This window comes from Streptomyces sp. CA-294286, assembly GCF_050947155.1.
Taxonomy (GTDB): Bacteria; Actinomycetota; Actinomycetes; order Streptomycetales; family Streptomycetaceae; genus Streptomyces.
Genome location: NZ_CP192005.1, coordinates 120,338 through 135,277 on the forward strand (window position 1 = coordinate 120,338; position 14,940 = coordinate 135,277).

General features: G+C 71.6%; 12 protein-coding genes. 8 read left to right on the forward strand and 4 right to left on the reverse strand.

Translation table 11 applies throughout. The features are described 5' to 3' along the window. Positions 1 to 108 precede the first annotated feature (108 nt). Positions 109 to 1,539: a LutB/LldF family L-lactate oxidation iron-sulfur protein gene (locus tag ACQPZG_RS05830; protein WP_433544748.1), complete on the reverse strand. Its 1,431-nt coding sequence runs from the start codon at positions 1,537 to 1,539 to the stop codon at positions 109 to 111. Continuing rightward, a complete protein-coding gene (locus ACQPZG_RS05835) occupies positions 1,536 to 2,291 on the reverse strand; it encodes a (Fe-S)-binding protein (protein WP_433544749.1) in 756 nt (251 codons plus the stop codon). The genes ACQPZG_RS05830 and ACQPZG_RS05835 overlap by 4 nt, the downstream gene beginning before the upstream one ends. A 532-nt stretch (positions 2,292 to 2,823) precedes the next feature. Between ACQPZG_RS05835 and ACQPZG_RS05840 the strand changes: the two genes are divergently transcribed. The 7 genes from ACQPZG_RS05840 (at position 2,824) to ACQPZG_RS05870 (ending at position 10,922) form a co-directional block, all read left to right on the forward strand. After that, entirely contained in the window at positions 2,824 to 4,359 is a 1,536-nt protein-coding gene (locus tag ACQPZG_RS05840) for an RNA polymerase sigma factor (RefSeq protein WP_433544750.1), read from the forward strand. 252 nt (positions 4,360 to 4,611) lie between these two features. Next, positions 4,612 to 5,034, forward strand: coding sequence for a DUF350 domain-containing protein (locus ACQPZG_RS05845; protein WP_433544751.1), 423 nt, complete (start codon positions 4,612 to 4,614; stop codon positions 5,032 to 5,034). A 1,176-nt stretch (positions 5,035 to 6,210) separates the two neighbouring features. Further along, complete coding sequence (locus ACQPZG_RS05850; protein ID WP_433544752.1) at positions 6,211 to 7,905, forward strand: ATP-binding protein; 1,695 nt, start codon at positions 6,211 to 6,213, stop codon at positions 7,903 to 7,905. After that, positions 7,902 to 8,312 carry a roadblock/LC7 domain-containing protein gene (locus tag ACQPZG_RS05855; RefSeq protein ID WP_185031469.1) on the forward strand — a complete coding sequence of 137 codons (411 nt, stop codon included), beginning with the start codon at positions 7,902 to 7,904 and terminating at the stop codon, positions 8,310 to 8,312. The genes ACQPZG_RS05850 and ACQPZG_RS05855 overlap by 4 nt, the downstream gene beginning before the upstream one ends. After that, positions 8,309 to 8,725 (forward strand): DUF742 domain-containing protein, encoded by a 417-nt coding sequence (locus ACQPZG_RS05860; RefSeq protein WP_433544753.1) that lies wholly within the window; start codon positions 8,309 to 8,311, stop codon positions 8,723 to 8,725. Before ACQPZG_RS05855 ends, ACQPZG_RS05860 begins: the two co-directional genes overlap by 4 nt. Then, positions 8,706 to 9,320: a GTP-binding protein gene (locus tag ACQPZG_RS05865; protein ID WP_433544754.1), complete on the forward strand. Its 615-nt coding sequence runs from the start codon at positions 8,706 to 8,708 to the stop codon at positions 9,318 to 9,320. Before ACQPZG_RS05860 ends, ACQPZG_RS05865 begins: the two co-directional genes overlap by 20 nt. Positions 9,321 to 9,356: 36 nt before the next feature. Beyond that, complete coding sequence (locus ACQPZG_RS05870; protein WP_433544755.1) at positions 9,357 to 10,922, forward strand: cytochrome P450; 1,566 nt, start codon at positions 9,357 to 9,359, stop codon at positions 10,920 to 10,922. Between the two features lie 121 nt (positions 10,923 to 11,043). Here ACQPZG_RS05870 and ACQPZG_RS05875 read toward each other — a convergent pair whose 3' ends face one another. Together ACQPZG_RS05875 and ACQPZG_RS05880 are read right to left on the reverse strand one after the other, a co-directional pair. Next, positions 11,044 to 12,090, reverse strand: a complete 1,047-nt coding sequence (locus tag ACQPZG_RS05875; RefSeq protein ID WP_433544756.1) for a terpene synthase family protein — start codon at positions 12,088 to 12,090, stop codon at positions 11,044 to 11,046. Between the two features lie 775 nt (positions 12,091 to 12,865). After that, on the reverse strand, positions 12,866 to 13,789 hold the full coding sequence (locus ACQPZG_RS05880; protein ID WP_433544757.1) for a phosphotransferase family protein: 924 nt from the start codon (positions 13,787 to 13,789) through the stop codon (positions 12,866 to 12,868). A gap of 192 nt (positions 13,790 to 13,981) precedes the next feature. On the opposite strand from ACQPZG_RS05880, the gene ACQPZG_RS05885 reads away from it, so the two are divergent. Beyond that, on the forward strand, positions 13,982 to 14,884 hold the full coding sequence (locus tag ACQPZG_RS05885) for an LLM class flavin-dependent oxidoreductase (RefSeq protein ID WP_433544758.1): 903 nt from the start codon (positions 13,982 to 13,984) through the stop codon (positions 14,882 to 14,884). Positions 14,885 to 14,940: the final 56 nt, after the last annotated feature.

Sequence of the window (14,940 nt, forward strand, 5' to 3'; positions counted from 1 at the left end):
CGGAGGGTGCGTCCGCGGCGGCGGCGCGGTGGGCGGAGGGTGCGTCCGCGGCGGCGGCGCGGTGGGCGGGGCCGGGGACCGGCCTCCCCTTCGGGGTGTTCGGCTTGCTCATGAGTCGTGGGTCCTCTTCCACCAGTCGCGGAACGGCTCGGCGGGCATGACGGGCAGGTCGCGGGTGTTCGTCCAGGCGGCGGCGAGCGGGAGGCCGCCGAGCTTCTCGGGGTGGAACCTGCGGGTCCTGGCGGCGGTCCTCTCGGCGGCGGTCAGGGCCGCCGGGTGGTTGAGCACCCAGCCCGCGGCCTTGATCGCGGCCTTCTCCAGGCGGTGGCCCCTGCCGCCCCGGTCGGCGACCTTCTCGCGCAGGTGGACCAGGACTTCGGGGATGTCGATGGCGACCGGGCACACCTCGTAACAGGCCCCGCAGAGCGTGGAGGCGAAGGGCAGCGACGCGTCCACCTCGCTGGTGGTTCCGCGCAGCTGGGGGGTGAGGATCGCGCCGATGGGCCCCGGGTAGACGGAGCCGTACGCGTGGCCGCCGGCCCTCTCGTACACCGGGCACACGTTGAGGCAGGCCGAGCAGCGGATGCAGCGCAGGGTCTGGCGGCCCACCTCGTCGGCGAGGACGTCGGTGCGGCCGTTGTCCAGGAGGACCAGGTGGAACGTCTGCGGGCCGTCGCCGTCGGCGGTGCCCGTCCAGGTGCTGGTGTACGGGTTCATGCGCTCCGCGGTGGACGAGCGCGGCAGCGTCTGGAGGAAGACCTCCAGGTCCCGCCAGGTGGGGATGGTCTTCTCGATGCCCACGACGGAGATGAGGGTCTCCGGGAGGGTCAGGCACATGCGGCCGTTGCCCTCCGACTCGACGACGACGAGGGTGCCGGTCTCGGCGACCATGAAGTTGGCACCGGAGATGCCGACCTTGGCACGCAGGAACTTGTCCCTGAGGTGGAGGCGGGCCGCCTCGGCGAGGTCGGCGGGGCGGTCGGTGAGACCGTCCGGGGCCGGGCGGCCCCATGCGCCCATCGTGCGGGCGAAGATGTCCCGAATCTCGCCGCGGTTGCGGTGGATGGCCGGGACCAGGATGTGCGAGGGGCGGTCGTCGCCGAGCTGGACGATCAGCTCGGCCAGATCGGTCTCGTACGCGGCGATGCCGGCGGCCTCCAGGGCCTCGTTGAGACCGATCTCCTGGGTGGCCATCGACTTGACCTTGACGACCTCGCGCTCCCCCGTCGCCTTGACCAGGTCGGTGACGATGCGGTTCGCCTCGTCGGCGTCGGCCGCCCAGTGGACGGTGCCGCCCGCGGCCGTGACCGCTTGCTCCAGTTGCAGGAGGTGGGTGTCGAGGTGGCGGAGCGTGCGGTCCTTGATCTGCTTGCCCGCTTCGCGCAGTTCGTCCCAGTCGCTCAGTTCGGCGACTGCTTTGGCTCGTTTGTCGCGAATGGTGTGGGTGGCGTGCCGGAGGTTGGCGCGCAGGGTCCGGTCCTGCACGGCGGCGCGGGCCGCACGGGGGAACGAGGGCATGCCGAGGTACGTACCGCTCACAGCAGGGGCTCCTCTTCGGTGCTCGCCAGGATCTCGGCGAGGTGCAGGGCGCGCACGGGGGCGTCCTGGCGGCGCAGCATGCCGCCGAGGTGCATCAGGCAGGAGTTGTCGGCGCCGCACAGGAAGTCGGCCCCCGTGGACACGGCGCTGCGGATCTTGTCCTCACCCATGGCAGCAGAAACATCGGAGTTCTTCACGGCGAAGGTGCCGCCGAAACCGCAGCACTCCTCGGCCCCGGGCAGCTCTCGCAGCTCCAGCCCCTTGACCGCTTCGAGCAGTTTTCGGGGGCGCTCACCCAGACCCAGCATGCGCACCCCGTGGCACGAGGGGTGGTAGGTGACGGTGTGCGGGAAGTACGCGCCGACGTCGGTCACGCCCAGGACGTCGACGAGGAACTCGGTCAGCTCGTAGGTGCGCGGAACGAGCGAGTCGGCCGCCCGCACCAGGTCGCGGCCCCGCCCTTCCCTGGCCCGAAGCCGCCCGATCCGGGGATAGTTGTCGCGGATCATCGCCGCGCAGGAGCCGGACGGGGTGACCACGTACTCGTGGTCCGCGAAGGCCGCCGCGGTCCTGCGGACGAGGGGTTCGGCGTCGCGACGGTAGCCGGTGTTGTACTGCGGCTGCCCGCAACAGGTCTGTGCGGCGGGGAAGTCCACCGTGACGCCGAGCCGCTCCAGGAGCTTGACGACGGCGATTCCGGTGGCCGGGAAGACTGCGTCGTTGACGCAGGTGACGAAGAGTGCGACACGCATAGGTCGGAGGATATGCGGGCCGAACTCGTCCGGATAGGGCACTGATCAAGATCGTGCGATCACGGTTGCGCAACCTGTGTCCGGGGCCCGCGCACCCGGTCTTTCCGCTCTCGGTCCTTCTGCTTCGCGCCCGCACCCCGTCGGGCCCCTCGATCCCGGTGCGGCCCGGCCGTTCTCGCCCGTACGGCCCACTCGCCCTCCCCCGGCCGGGGGAAATCGGGGCCACGGGCGCGAGCCACGGGGAGGAATGTCGCCCGGGGGTACCCTTGGGGATTCCACTCGGCCGGCGAGGCGGCCCCTCACCGGGCAGTCGCACGGCCGGGAGGACCCCTTGAACCACGGGGGTCGGACCGGGACAGGAAGAGTGGCTCAGGTCACTTCGGAAAAGACGTAACGAAACAGCGCGGGCGCGCGATGAACCGACAGGTGCCGTCGCGCAGCCAGGCTTTCCGCTCCACACAGATCCACCCGGAGGCCGGGCTGCGGCCTCGCCCCGCCATCACCTTGTATTTCTCGCTACGAGAGGCTCTTCGTGTCGCTCAGTCCGTCCCGCCCGTTCCCACAGGAGATCGCCGAATCGCCGTCCTTGGTCTCGCTCATCGAGCGCGGCAGGGACCAGGGCCACATCAATGGCGACGACGTTCGCCATGCCTTCGAAGCGGACAGCATCCCGGTCGACCAGTGGAAGCGGGTCCTGCGCAGCCTGAACCAGGTCCTCGACGAAGAGGGTGTGACGCTGATGGTGACGGCGGCCGCTGCCGCCAAGCCCGCGAAGGCCGCCAAGCGCGCCCCGCGCAAGACCGCCGCAGCCGGTGAGACCAAGCCCGCCGCGAAGCGCACCGTCGCCAAGAAGGCTGCCGTCAAGAAGACGGCGACCGCCGCGAAGGCCACTGCCGCGGTCGAGCCGGTGGCCGCCGCCGAGGACGACCTCGACGAGGCGACGACCGCCGTCGCGGACAAGCCCGCCCCGAAGAAGCGGGCCGCGAAGAAGACCGCGGTGAAGAAGACCGCCGCGAAGAAGCAGACCGACGAATGGGCGGGTGACGGCGAGGAGGAAGAGGAGACCCCCAAGCCCGGCACCGCCGGTTACGTCCTGTCCGACGAGGACGACGAGGACGCGCCGCCGCAGCAGGTAGTCGTCGCCGGCGCCACCGCCGACCCGGTCAAGGACTACCTCAAGCTCATCGGCAAGGTGCCGCTGCTCAACGCCGAGCAGGAGGTGGAACTCGCCAAGCGCATCGAGGCGGGCCTCTTCTCCGAGCACAAGCTGGAGGACGGGGAGGGCGAGGGGGACGAGCTGACCCCGACCTTCCGCCGCGAGCTGGAGATCCTCGTCGAGGACGGCCGCCGCGCCAAGAACCACCTGCTGGAGGCCAACCTCCGCCTCGTCGTCTCCCTGGCGAAGCGTTACACCGGCCGCGGCATGCTCTTCCTGGACCTGATCCAGGAAGGCAACGTCGGTCTGATCCGTGCGGTCGAGAAGTTCGACTACACCAAGGGCTTCAAGTTCTCGACGTACGCGACCTGGTGGATCCGGCAGGCGATCACCCGCGCGATGGCCGACCAGGCCCGCACCATCCGCATCCCGGTGCACATGGTCGAGGTCATCAACAAGCTGGCGCGCGTCCAGCGGCAGATGCTCCAGGACCTGGGCCGCGAGCCCACCCCGGAGGAGCTGGCCAAGGAACTCGACATGACCCCCGAGAAGGTCATCGAGGTCCAGAAGTACGGCCGCGAGCCGATCTCCCTGCACACCCCGCTGGGCGAGGAGGGCGACAGCGAGTTCGGTGACCTCATCGAGGACTCGGAGGCCGTCGTTCCGGCCGACGCGGTGAGCTTCACGTTCCTCCAGGAGCAGCTGCACTCGGTGCTGGACACCCTTTCCGAGCGCGAGGCGGGCGTGGTCTCGATGCGCTTCGGCCTGGCGGACGGCCAGCCCAAGACCCTCGACGAGATCGGCAAGGTCTACGGGGTGACGCGTGAGCGCATCCGCCAGATCGAGTCCAAGACGATGTCCAAGCTGCGCCACCCGTCGCGCTCGCAGGTCCTGCGCGACTACCTCGACTGAGCGGCGTGAGCCCGCTGGACCCGGTGGAGGCAGCGGGTCGGCGCCCGGGGCGAGTGGTGGATCGGGGCGGGGCGCACGACGGCCCGCCGGTCCGCCGCTCGCCCCAGGCGCGTCGCCGGTGAACTCCTCGGCGGGCCCTCGACGTTTCGGGCGGCCCCATGACGGGGTCCGGTACCCGTGCGATAGGTTTTGCGTCTCCTTCCAGCCCGTGCACCTCACCTGTGCACCTCACCCACGGGGACTGCTTCTCACATGGAAGACATCGTCAACGGAATCGGCCGGACCGCCGCCTACGGGGCCCTCGGCGTCGTGCTGCTGACGCTCGGCATATTCCTGGTGGACGCGCTGACCCCGGGCAAGCTCGGCAAACAGATCTGGGAGGAGCGCAACCGCAACTGCGCGGTCCTGGTGAGTTCGGCACTGCTGGGCATCGGCGGCATCGTCTTCACGTCGATCTGGACGACGTACGACGACTTCGGCAAGGGTCTGGCCTCCACGGCCATTTTCGGCGTGCTGGGTCTGGTGATGATGGCGGTGGCGTTCTGGGTGGTCGACGTGGTGACGCCCGGCAAGCTGGGCGCGACGCTCGTGGAGCAGGAACCGCACCCGGCGGTGTGGGTGACCGCGTCCTGCAACATCGCGGTGGCGGCGATCATTTCGGCCTCGATCGCCTGACCTTCCGGTCGGCCTCGATCCCCTGATCTCCCGGTCTGCCTCAATCGCCTGACCTTCCGGTCGGCCTCGGTCCTCTCGCTCCCGTGGCCTGCCGGTCCACGTCTTGGGGTGCCCCCGTCGACCCGGCGCGACGGGGGCACCCGAAACGCCCCCGGTGCGTCGTCTCGCGCCGGCCACCCGGTGATCCGCCCGTGTCCCCCGGCCGAATTTCCCGGCGCGGCCCCGTCGTCGAGAACAACCTGTCGGCAGCGGCGCGCCATCGGCACGAGCGAGGCGTTCACGCCCCTCGGGCGGGCGTCGGGACGACCGGAGAGCGGCGGGGCGTGCCGGGCGTCGTCGTGCCGTTCGCCGGCGTCGTACGCGATCCCCGGCAGACGGTGCGGGCTCGTGCGCCTCTGCACGGCGTCGTGCGGCCCCCGCGGAAGTGAGGGCTCGTGCGCCCCTCCGGCGGCTTCTGCGCGCGAGGAACCTGTCGGACCGAATCGCCGGGCTGCAGGACGAATGATTCGCTCGCGACGACGACGGTCGTGTCGCGGCTGAGGGCGCAGCGTTCCTGCGAGCCGACTCGCGCGGTGCCGACATCGAGTTCACGCAGTACCCCGGCCGAGTGCCCTGCGTACCGACGGCATCGAGGTCGTTTCCGCGCGCCTTCCGCCCCGCACAGTTTCCGTTCCGCACGACCTCCGTCCCGCACAGCCGCCGAGTCGGACACGTCTTTCCCCGGGCCGCCGCGCCCGTCACCCTGCGGCCCCGCCGCCGTCACTCCTTCGACTGGACCGGGTCATGCGCCCTCCCCGTGCCGGACGCAGCCGGAGGCCCAGGAGCGGACGTGCGTCGCCACGGCGTCAGAAACCTTCCTGCGACGTCCTCTTCGGCCTTCGCGGCGAGACGGGACCGGCGCGCGTTATCAAGCCCCACGGGTCAACGTCCGGCGCTTGGGACACTTTCCCCCCATCCGGTGACTCGGTGTGCACAACCGAGCGCCGAACGTGCAAAGTCGGTGAGTCTATGCCTGGGACGGCGATCGGTGCAGGGGGTTGGCAGAACCGGCCGGTGCACCGACTCCGTCGGGCTAAGCTCGCTGCGCAACGAGCCGAGTTGATGTGAATTCATGCGCTTGTTCCCCTATGTGGCACTTGATTGAACACGCCCCCAAAAGACCGCCAGAGGCTATCCATGGTTCGGGTTGATTCCCCCCCACGTCAGGCAGCACACCAGGCACCACAGACACGCCCTCAGGAGCCCTCCTTCGTGCGGCCGATCGCGCTCGCGGTCGCCCTGACGATCGCTGCGACGGCCGCGGCCGTGTTCGCCGTCACGGAGGCCGCGCGGATACCCGTGGTGTGGGCCGGCGCGGTGGCGACCGTCGTCGTCGCCGCCCTCGTCGCCGAAATCGTGCGTCGCGGAAGGGCGTTGCGGCATGCGCACGCGGAGCACGCCCGGCGGCAGGCCGCGCTGGAGCGACGGCTCGCCGAGCACGACGACGAGACCGTGCGGTTCGCCAAGGAGCTGATGCCGGCCGCGATCCACCGGCTGCGCTCGGGCGAATCACCGGCCGAGGTCATCCGCGACGTCGTCGACGGGGACGAGCGGTACCGCGATCTGCCGTACGCCCAGCGCCAGTTGCTCCGTACCGTCCTGGAGATCATCGACCTCGAAGAGGCCCGACGGGAGTCCGCGCAGCGCGCGTTCGTCAACATCGCCCGCCGTGTGCAGGCCATCGTCCACCAGCAGTCCAGTGAGCTGCGGCAGATGGAGGAGGACCACGGGCGCAATCCGGAGGTCTTCGACGACCTGCTGCGCATCGACCACGGCACGGCCCTGATCGGGCGCCTCGCCGACTCGATCTCCGTGCTCGGCGGGGCCCGCCCGTCCCGTCAGTGGCCGCGCGCCGTACCCCTGTTCAGCGTGCTGCGCGGCGCCATGTCGCGCATCCTGGAGTACCGGCGCGTCGACCTGCACTCGATCGCCAAGGTCGCCATCATCGGCACCGCCGTCGAGCCGCTCATCCACGCCTGCGCCGAGCTGCTCGACAACGCCACCCGCTACTCGCCGCCGCAGACCCGGGTGCACGTCACCGCGGTCGAGGTGCAGACCGGCATCGCCATCGAGATCGAGGACGGCGGCGTCAGCCTCAGCGAGGAGGCCCGCAACCGGGCCGAGAACATGCTGCTCCAGGCCCAGGCCGGCATCGACCTCAACGAGCTGGGCGACACCCCCCGGCTCGGCATGGCCGTGGTCGGCCGGCTGTCGCAGATGTACAACCTCCAGGTGTCGCTGCGGCAGTCCGCGTACGGCGGCGTCCGCGCGGTCCTCATCGTGCCGCGCGACATCGTCACCACCGGGCCCGCACCGGGGATCGCCCACGGAATCGGCGCCTCCGCCGTGCCGCGCGGCGGCAAGAGCTCCGGCATGACGCCGGAGGAGGCGCGCGCGCCGCAGCGCAAGCCCCGCCCCGCCGCCGTGCCGCAGGCGGCCCCCACGCCCCCGCCCGCGCCTGTCCCGGCGCCCGCACCCAGGCCGGTGGCGATGCCGAGGTCGGCCATGGAGGAGGACGTCCCCGTGGTCACCGAATGGACCGAGAACGGGCTGCCCCAGCGCCGCAGCCGGGGCCGCGCGCCCCTCGGTTCGCACAACCTTCCGGCGCAGGAGCGTCAGGCCGCCGCGGAGGCCGCGGCAGCCGCGGCCGCGGAAGCCGAAGCGGCCGGCCGCCCGCGCAAGGAAGAACCCGAGCCGGGCATCTGGCTCGAAGCATTCACCAAGGCGGCCAACGGAGTGCCGCTGGATCCGCCGGCCGAGACGGACGGTCCGCCCATGCGAGCGGCCGACGGCAACATGGACAGCACGTGGGACAAGGGAGATCTGAAGTGATCCAGCAGCGGGCCAACTTGGACTGGATTCTCAAGGACCTGGCCACCGGGGTGCCGCAGATCCACCAGATCGTGGTGCTCTCCGCGGACGGCCTCCGCATCGCCCGGCACGGCGGCGACCCCGACGTCGCCGACCGGCTCGCCGCCGCCTGTGCGGGGCTCCAGAGCCTGGCGTCCGCGGTCGCCGCGGAGATCCCGGACAGCGACGGCCGGATGAGGATGGTCGTCATCGAGGTCGACGGCGGCTTCTTCTACCTGATGGCGGCGGGCGCCGGGGCCTACCTCGCGGTCCTCGCCGACGAGACGGTGGACGCGGGAATGGTGGGCGCGCGGATGCGCGACCTGGTCGTACGGATCGGAGCCCACCTGACCAGTCCGCCCCGGCAGGACGGGCAGCGCACCGTATGAAACACCAGACCCGCCGAGAACGCCGGGAGAAACTTCCCGACCCCCCGCCCGGCTCCGAGCCCGTCCCCGAGCCGGGCGCGGAGAAGGGCGACCCGGAGCGGCTCTACGTGATCACGGGCGGACCCGACGGCGGTGACCGGGCCGCGCTCGACCTCGTCACCATGGTCGTCGCCTGCTCCACCCCGTCGCCCACGGTGCAGCCCGAGCAGGCCGCGATCCTGCGACTGTGCCGGGCCCCGCTGTCGGTGGCCGAGATCTCCGCGTACCTGCGGCTCCCCTTCAGCGTGGTCACCTCCCTGCTGACCGACCTGCTCGCTACCGAACTGGTCGAATCGCGCGCACCCATCGTCCGCGCCGTCCTTCCCGACCGGTCCCTTCTCGAAGCGGTGATGCATGGACTTCAACGGCTCTGACACCATCACGGGCCCCCGGACCGAGGACGTACTGCCCAGCACTGCCACCGCCGCGGTGAAGGTGGTGATCGTCGGCGGGTTCGGCGTCGGCAAGACGACGATGGTGGGCTCGGTCTCCGAGATCCGCCCGCTGACCACCGAAGAGACCATGACCCAGGCCAGCATCGGGGTGGACGACAACTCCCGGATCGAGGGCAAGACGGCCACCACCGTCGCCATGGACTTCGGCCGGATCAGCATCAGCGAGCAGCTGGTCCTGTACCTGTTCGGCACCCCCGGCCAGGAGCGCTTCTGGTTCCTGTGGAACGGCCTGTTCGAGGGCGCCCTGGGCGCGGTCGTCCTGGTCGACACCCGCCGGCTGGAGGTCAGCTTCGACGTGATCGGCCGCCTGGAGGAGCGCGGGGTGCCGTTCGTGGTCGCCGTGAACACCTTCCCGGACGCTCCGCACCACCCGATGGAAGTCCTGCGGCACGCACTCGACCTGCCCGACGAGGTGCCGATGGTGAACTGCGACGCCCGGCAGCGGGCGTCCAGCCGCGACGTGCTGATGACCCTGATGCACTACCTGCACACGCTCGCCGCGCAGCGCGTCTGACGCCCCCCAGCCCTCCCTTTCCGCACAGGAGTTGCCGTGACCTCCCCCTTCGACCCCTCCCCCGTCCCGCCGCCCGAGTGCCCGGCGCACGCCGGGTCCGAGGCGCTCAGCGAGTTCGGCCCCGGCGGGCTGCGCCGGCTGTACGGGCCCGCGCACGCGAAGGACCCGATGGCTCTGTACGAGAAGCTGCGCGCCGAACACGGTCCTGTCGCCCCCGTCCTGCTCAACGAGGACGTCCCCGCCTGGCTGGTGCTGGGCCACAGCGAGAACCTGCACATGACGCGCACCCCGTCCCTGTACTCACGGGACTCGCGCCGCTGGCGGCTGCTCCAGGAGGGCGCCGTCACGATGACCAACCCGCTCGCCCCGATCTTCGTGCACCAGCCCATCTGCGTCTTCCAGGACGGCGCGGAGCACGAGCGTCAGCGCGGTGCGATCACCGACTCCATCGCGCGCATCGACCACCGGGGCGTGCGCCGCTTCATCAACCGGTTCAGTAATCGCCTGGTAAACGACTTCTGCGAGGACGGGCACGCCGATCTGGTCAGCCGGTTCGCCGAGCACCTGCCGATGATGGTGATGTGCCAGATCATCGGCATGCCCGAGGAGTACGACGAGAAGCTGGTGCAGGCCGCCCGCGACCTGATCAAGGGCACCGAGACCGCGATCGCCAGCAACGAGTACGTGATGGCCGCGCTGTACCGGCTGGTCGCCCGGCGCCGGGCCGAGCCGCAGGAGGACTTCGCCACCTGGGTGGTGGAGCATCCGGCCGCGCTGACCGACGACGAGGTCGCCCAGCACCTGCGGCTGGTGCTGATCGCCGCGTTCGAGACGACCGCCAACCTGATCGCCAACGTGCTGCGCATGGTGCTCACCGACCCGCGCTTCCGTGCCCAGCTCAGCGGCGGTCACATGACGCTGCCGGAGGCGGTGGAGCAGACGCTCTGGGACGAGCCGCCGTTCACCAACATCCTCGGCCGCTGGGCCGCCGGGGACTCCGAGCTCGGCGGGCAGAAGATCAAGGCGGGCGATGCCCTGCTCATCGGCATCGCCGCCGCCAACACGGACCCGGTGGTGCGCCCCGACCCGCACGCGTCCATGCAGGGCAACCGGGCGCACCTGGCGTTCAGTGGCGGACCGCACGAGTGCCCGGGGCAGGACATCGGGCGTGCCATCGCGGACACCGGGGTCGACGCGCTGCTGATGCGCCTTCCGGATCTGGAACTCTCCTGCGAGGAGGACGAGTTGCGCTGGCAGAGCGCGTTGATGTCCCGTCATCTGATCGAGCTGCCGGTGTCGTTCGCGCCGCGTCCGCCGCAGGAGGTGTCCGGGCCGACCGCTCCGACGCCACGCGGTGAGCCGCGCCAGGACTGGCAGGTCGGCACACCGCCGAGGAGCCTCCCGCAGCAGGCCGCCGCGGCTCGGCCCGTGCCCGTGGCGTCGCCCGGCGCCCCGCAGCCGGGCGGGTCCGTCCCGCAGCCGGGGCCGGTGCCGCAGGCTCCGCCGTCCGAGCCGCCCGCCGCGGTCGTCCCGGCCCAGCGCCGGGGTTCGGCACCCGTGCGAATGTGGCGCAAGCTGGCGAGCTGGTGGCGCGGCTACTAGGAGCGGGCGGCGGGGGCGGGCCCGCCTGCCCGGGTCGCCCCCGCTCCTGCGGGCTCCGGTCCCCCGCTCCTGCGGGCTCCGGTCCCGCGCTCCTGCGGGCCCCGGTCCGCGCGGCCCCCGGTCAGGCGGCGTGGCGGACCGCTCCGCGCTCGGCGCCCAGTTGGTCCCACCACCAGGAGACGGTCGGCAGGTCGAGCGGCTCTCCGCTGTCGTCGGCGGGGCGGTGCTTCCACCAGCCGAAGGGACGGGTCGCCGTGCCGGGCGGCGTCGGCACCGTGTAGCGCGGGCACCGCGACGCCCAGTCGAGGTGCCCGCGCACGAACTGTCCCAGGTCCTGTACGTAGCGCCGCAGTTCGGCGCCTCCCTCACTGAGCACCTGCGCGCGCAGCCGCAGGAAGAGGACCATGACGCGGTCGCGCATTTCGACGGCGCGGGCCAGGGCCTGTTCGGGGCCGCAGTCCAGTTCGTGGCTCAGGACGTCGACGAGGTTGAGGTCGTCGCCCGCGCGCAGCAGTTCCTTGTTGCGCGAGTAGAGGTCGTTGTCCCAGCTGACGAGGGTCCAGGTGATTTCCGTGAGGGCCCGCACCCGGGGGTCCTCCAGGTCCTCGTCGGGGACGGAGTAGCCGGCGACGATCTCCATCATGGCGGTGGAGGGGGCCATGCCGATGGCCTGCATCCACAGGGTGACGTAGTCGTTCAGTGACGGCAGCCCGGGGTCGCGGCGGCAGGACGCCTCCCAGACCAGGCCCGAGGTGTAGACGCGCATGGCGTCGATCCAGCGACGCAGCTGGCGCGGCGTGGCGTAGCTCTCCAGCTCCAGGCGCAGGGAGCGCAGTGCCGCCGCGTGCCGTGACTCGCCGGGGGACGGCACGCCGGGCGCTTCGACGGCCCGCATTATTCGCGCGGTCTCCTGGGCGAGGTGCCCGGCGGTGGGCCGGGCCTCGTCGCAGACGCCGTCGTCGAGGGAGAAGAGGACGGCGTGGAACTTGGCCATCAGGGTGAGCGGGGCGAGGCTGCCGTAGGGCATGGTCGCGGCGGTGAGGCCGCCGAAGTCGCAGAGGGCGAGGCGGCTGCGCTGCTCCTCGTCGGTGTCCAGGTGCTGCCGGAACATCCAGTCGACGGTCAGCTCGTTCAGCACCCGCGCCGCCGGATGCGCGGCGGGTGACACCGGACAGTAGAAAGAGACATGGGGCAACGGGTGAACAAGCCGGTGATCCGAGGCGACAGTCATGGGAAATCCCCCTGGAGTCCAGGTTTCAACGTGCGGTGCGGTGTTCTGATCTGCGCTGGGGCCTATATGCCCATGTTCAATCGTCAATAACGATGCAATTGCCCTTCAGCTGATGCCCGTTGAGCGCCGAGTGTGCGGACACGGCGGAATGCCGGAATCCGGGCCGTCGGCGCGCTGTGGATGATCTGCGAGGGGCGGGCGAGACAGGAGGGGCGGATTTTTACCCGCACCCCTCTTGCCATCGACGGCACAGGACCCGCCGCCACGCCGGTTCCGGCGCGGGGACGCCCCCGGCGAGCCGCCGAGAGGTTCCGCACGGTGTCGGCGTTCTCGCACGGACGGCGGTCTGGCGGAATTTGCCCTTGTCATGGGCTCCGTGTTCGAAACCGTACGTCCCTTACCGGCCCGCCCGCCGGGTTCCGCGCCCTGTGTACGCCGTGCGGTGCGCGGGGGGCGCTCGCCGTGCTCCGCGTCCGCCGGGTGACTCTGTTCGATTGTGTCGGCAGCCGTGGGGGGCCCGCCGGGTGCCTGCTGCGGGTCGGAGCGCCGGTCCCGCCCAGCTCGAACGGCATCCGAACGCCTGTGCACGCCGTCGGGGTGTCAACAAGGCAGACGTCCACGAGGGCACGCCCGGTGCCTGGATTTCACCCGATGCCGGTCTCCATGCCGCGCCCGTGTGCACGCACCGCCCGCCTGCGTGCGCTGCCGGCTTTCACGCGCTGCCGAACCAGGTTTCGGCGACGGCGTCCCAGGTCGCCTCCGGCGGCTCGGGGAGTTCCCGGAAGTACCACGTGAAGTTCGAGTAGACGTGCAGCAGGGCGTACGCCAGGAGCAGGCGCGGGTCGAAGGCGGTGCCGTACGCCTTCTGGAAGCGGCCCATCAGCCCCGGTTCGCCGCGGGTGAGGAAGAGACCGACGGCGACGAGGTCGTACGCCGGGTCGCCGATCATGGCGGGTTCGAAGTCGAAGAGACCGGTCAAGCGCCAGGTCTGCGGGTCGACCAGGAGGTGCTGGCGCATGAGTTCGGTGTGCAGCAGGACGGGCGGCGGATCGGCGGGAAGGGCCACGGAACCGAGGAAGTCCGGGATCCGCGCGACCCATCTGTCGGGCAGCTCGCGGGAACGCTGCCGCTCGACGGCGCCCGACCGCTGCCGGGCGAGGAAGGCGTTCCAGTCCCCGGGGCCGAGCGTGTCTGCGAGCGGTGCGGGGTCCAGGGCGTGCAGTGCCGCGAGCGCCTCGCCCGCCTCGGTGACGATCCGCTGCCGGTCGGCCTCCGTGCTGCGCGGCCAGGCCAGGGAGAGGTCCTCGCCGGGGAGTCGGCCCATCAGGACGTAGTGCCAGCCGTTCTCGTACCTTCCCCAGTCGTGCAGTTCGGGGGTGCGCACCGGGAGCCGGCCCTGGAGGTGGGACAGGACGCGGGACTCGACGACGGCGTCGGCGGTGTCGACTCCGGGGAACAGTTTGAGCACGTGGTCCTCGCCGACCGCGTAGACGGGGAGCGAGCCCGCCGCGTACCGGGTGAGCGGGGACCCGGCGAGACCGAGGCGGGCGGCGAGGTCCGCGGCACCCGGTCGCATGGTCGCCTCGTCGAGGGCGAGGGCGTCCCACTCTTCCTGGGTGTGCGCCTCGGGCAGCATGACGCGGACGCTAGCCGGTGATCGGCACAGCAGCAAACGAATAGGACGTCCGGGCGGGCTCGTTCGCGTGGCTCCTGGCATCCGTGCGGAGGCACCGACGGTGCGGACAGCGGAGGGACCGGCCGCGCTTCCGTACGCCCCGTCCGCAATCCCCTTGGCAGGCGCGGGAGTCGGGGGGTAGGAATGGCTGCCATGACGACTCTCGGTGCGGTCTTCCGTCCTCAGCTGGCTCCCGAAAGGCTCCGTCCTCTCGTACGGGCGGCCGAGGAGTCGGGGCTGGAGGAACTGTGGCTCTGGGAGGACTGCTTCCTGGAGAGCGGTGTCGCCGCCGCGTCCGCCGCCCTCGCGTGGACGGAGCGGCTGCACGTCGGCGTGGGCCTGCTGCCGGTGCCGCTGCGGAACGTGGCGCTGACCTCGATGGAGGCGGCGACCCTGCATCGGCTCTTTCCCGGCCGGGTGTCGCTCGCCGTGGGGCACGGCGTGCAGGACTGGATGGCGCAGGTCGGCGTGCGCCCCGCTTCGCCGCTGACGCTGCTGCGCGAGTACCTGGACGCGATGCGGGCGTTGTTGCGGGGCGAGCAGGTGACGGCCGACGGCCAGTACGTACGGCTCGACAAGGTGGCGTTGGACTGGCCCCCGACCCGGGCGCCGCACGTGCTGGCCGGGGGTGTCGGACCGCGCACGCTGCGGCTGTCCGGCGAGTCCGCGGACGGGACGGTCCTGGACGCGTCGGCCTCCCCCGAGGGGGTGCGCCGGGCGCGTCGGCTGATCGCCGAGGGGCGGGCGGCGGCGGGCCGCCCGGCGGAGGGGCACCACACCGTGGTGGTCTACCTCCTGACGGCGACCGGCCCCGGGGCGGCGGACCGGCTGCGGGCCGAACTGGTCCGGGAGGGCAAGGAGTCCGTGCCGGGCCTCGGGGTGGCCGGTGACGCCGAGGCGGTCGCGCGGGCCGTGCAGCGGCTGACGGACGCGGGGGCGGACACCGTGGTGCTGCAACCGACGGCGGACGAACCGGACCCGGAGGGCTTCGTGCGCTTCGTCGCGGGGGAAGTGCGGGCACTCGTCCCCCGGGCCGCACGGTCGTCCGCGGGATAGGTGCCGGCGCTGGTGTCGGCACGGTCGGTCCCGGACGAGTACGGGCGCCGGTGCCT

Bases quoted from the DNA above. Each gene is read 5' to 3' on its own strand.
- ACQPZG_RS05835 (WP_433544749.1), bottom strand. From the start codon at position 2,291: ATGCGTGTCGCACTCTTCGTCACCTGCGTCAACGACGCAGTCTTCCCG.
- ACQPZG_RS05845 (WP_433544751.1), top strand. From the start codon at position 4,612: ATGGAAGACATCGTCAACGGAATCGGCCGGACCGCCGCCTACGGGGCC.
- ACQPZG_RS05850 (WP_433544752.1), top strand. From the start codon at position 6,211: ATGGTTCGGGTTGATTCCCCCCCACGTCAGGCAGCACACCAGGCACCA.
- ACQPZG_RS05860 (WP_433544753.1), top strand. From the start codon at position 8,309: ATGAAACACCAGACCCGCCGAGAACGCCGGGAGAAACTTCCCGACCCC.
- ACQPZG_RS05865 (WP_433544754.1), top strand. From the start codon at position 8,706: ATGGACTTCAACGGCTCTGACACCATCACGGGCCCCCGGACCGAGGAC.
- ACQPZG_RS05880 (WP_433544757.1), bottom strand. From the start codon at position 13,789: ATGCTGCCCGAGGCGCACACCCAGGAAGAGTGGGACGCCCTCGCCCTC.
- ACQPZG_RS05885 (WP_433544758.1), top strand. From the start codon at position 13,982: ATGACGACTCTCGGTGCGGTCTTCCGTCCTCAGCTGGCTCCCGAAAGG.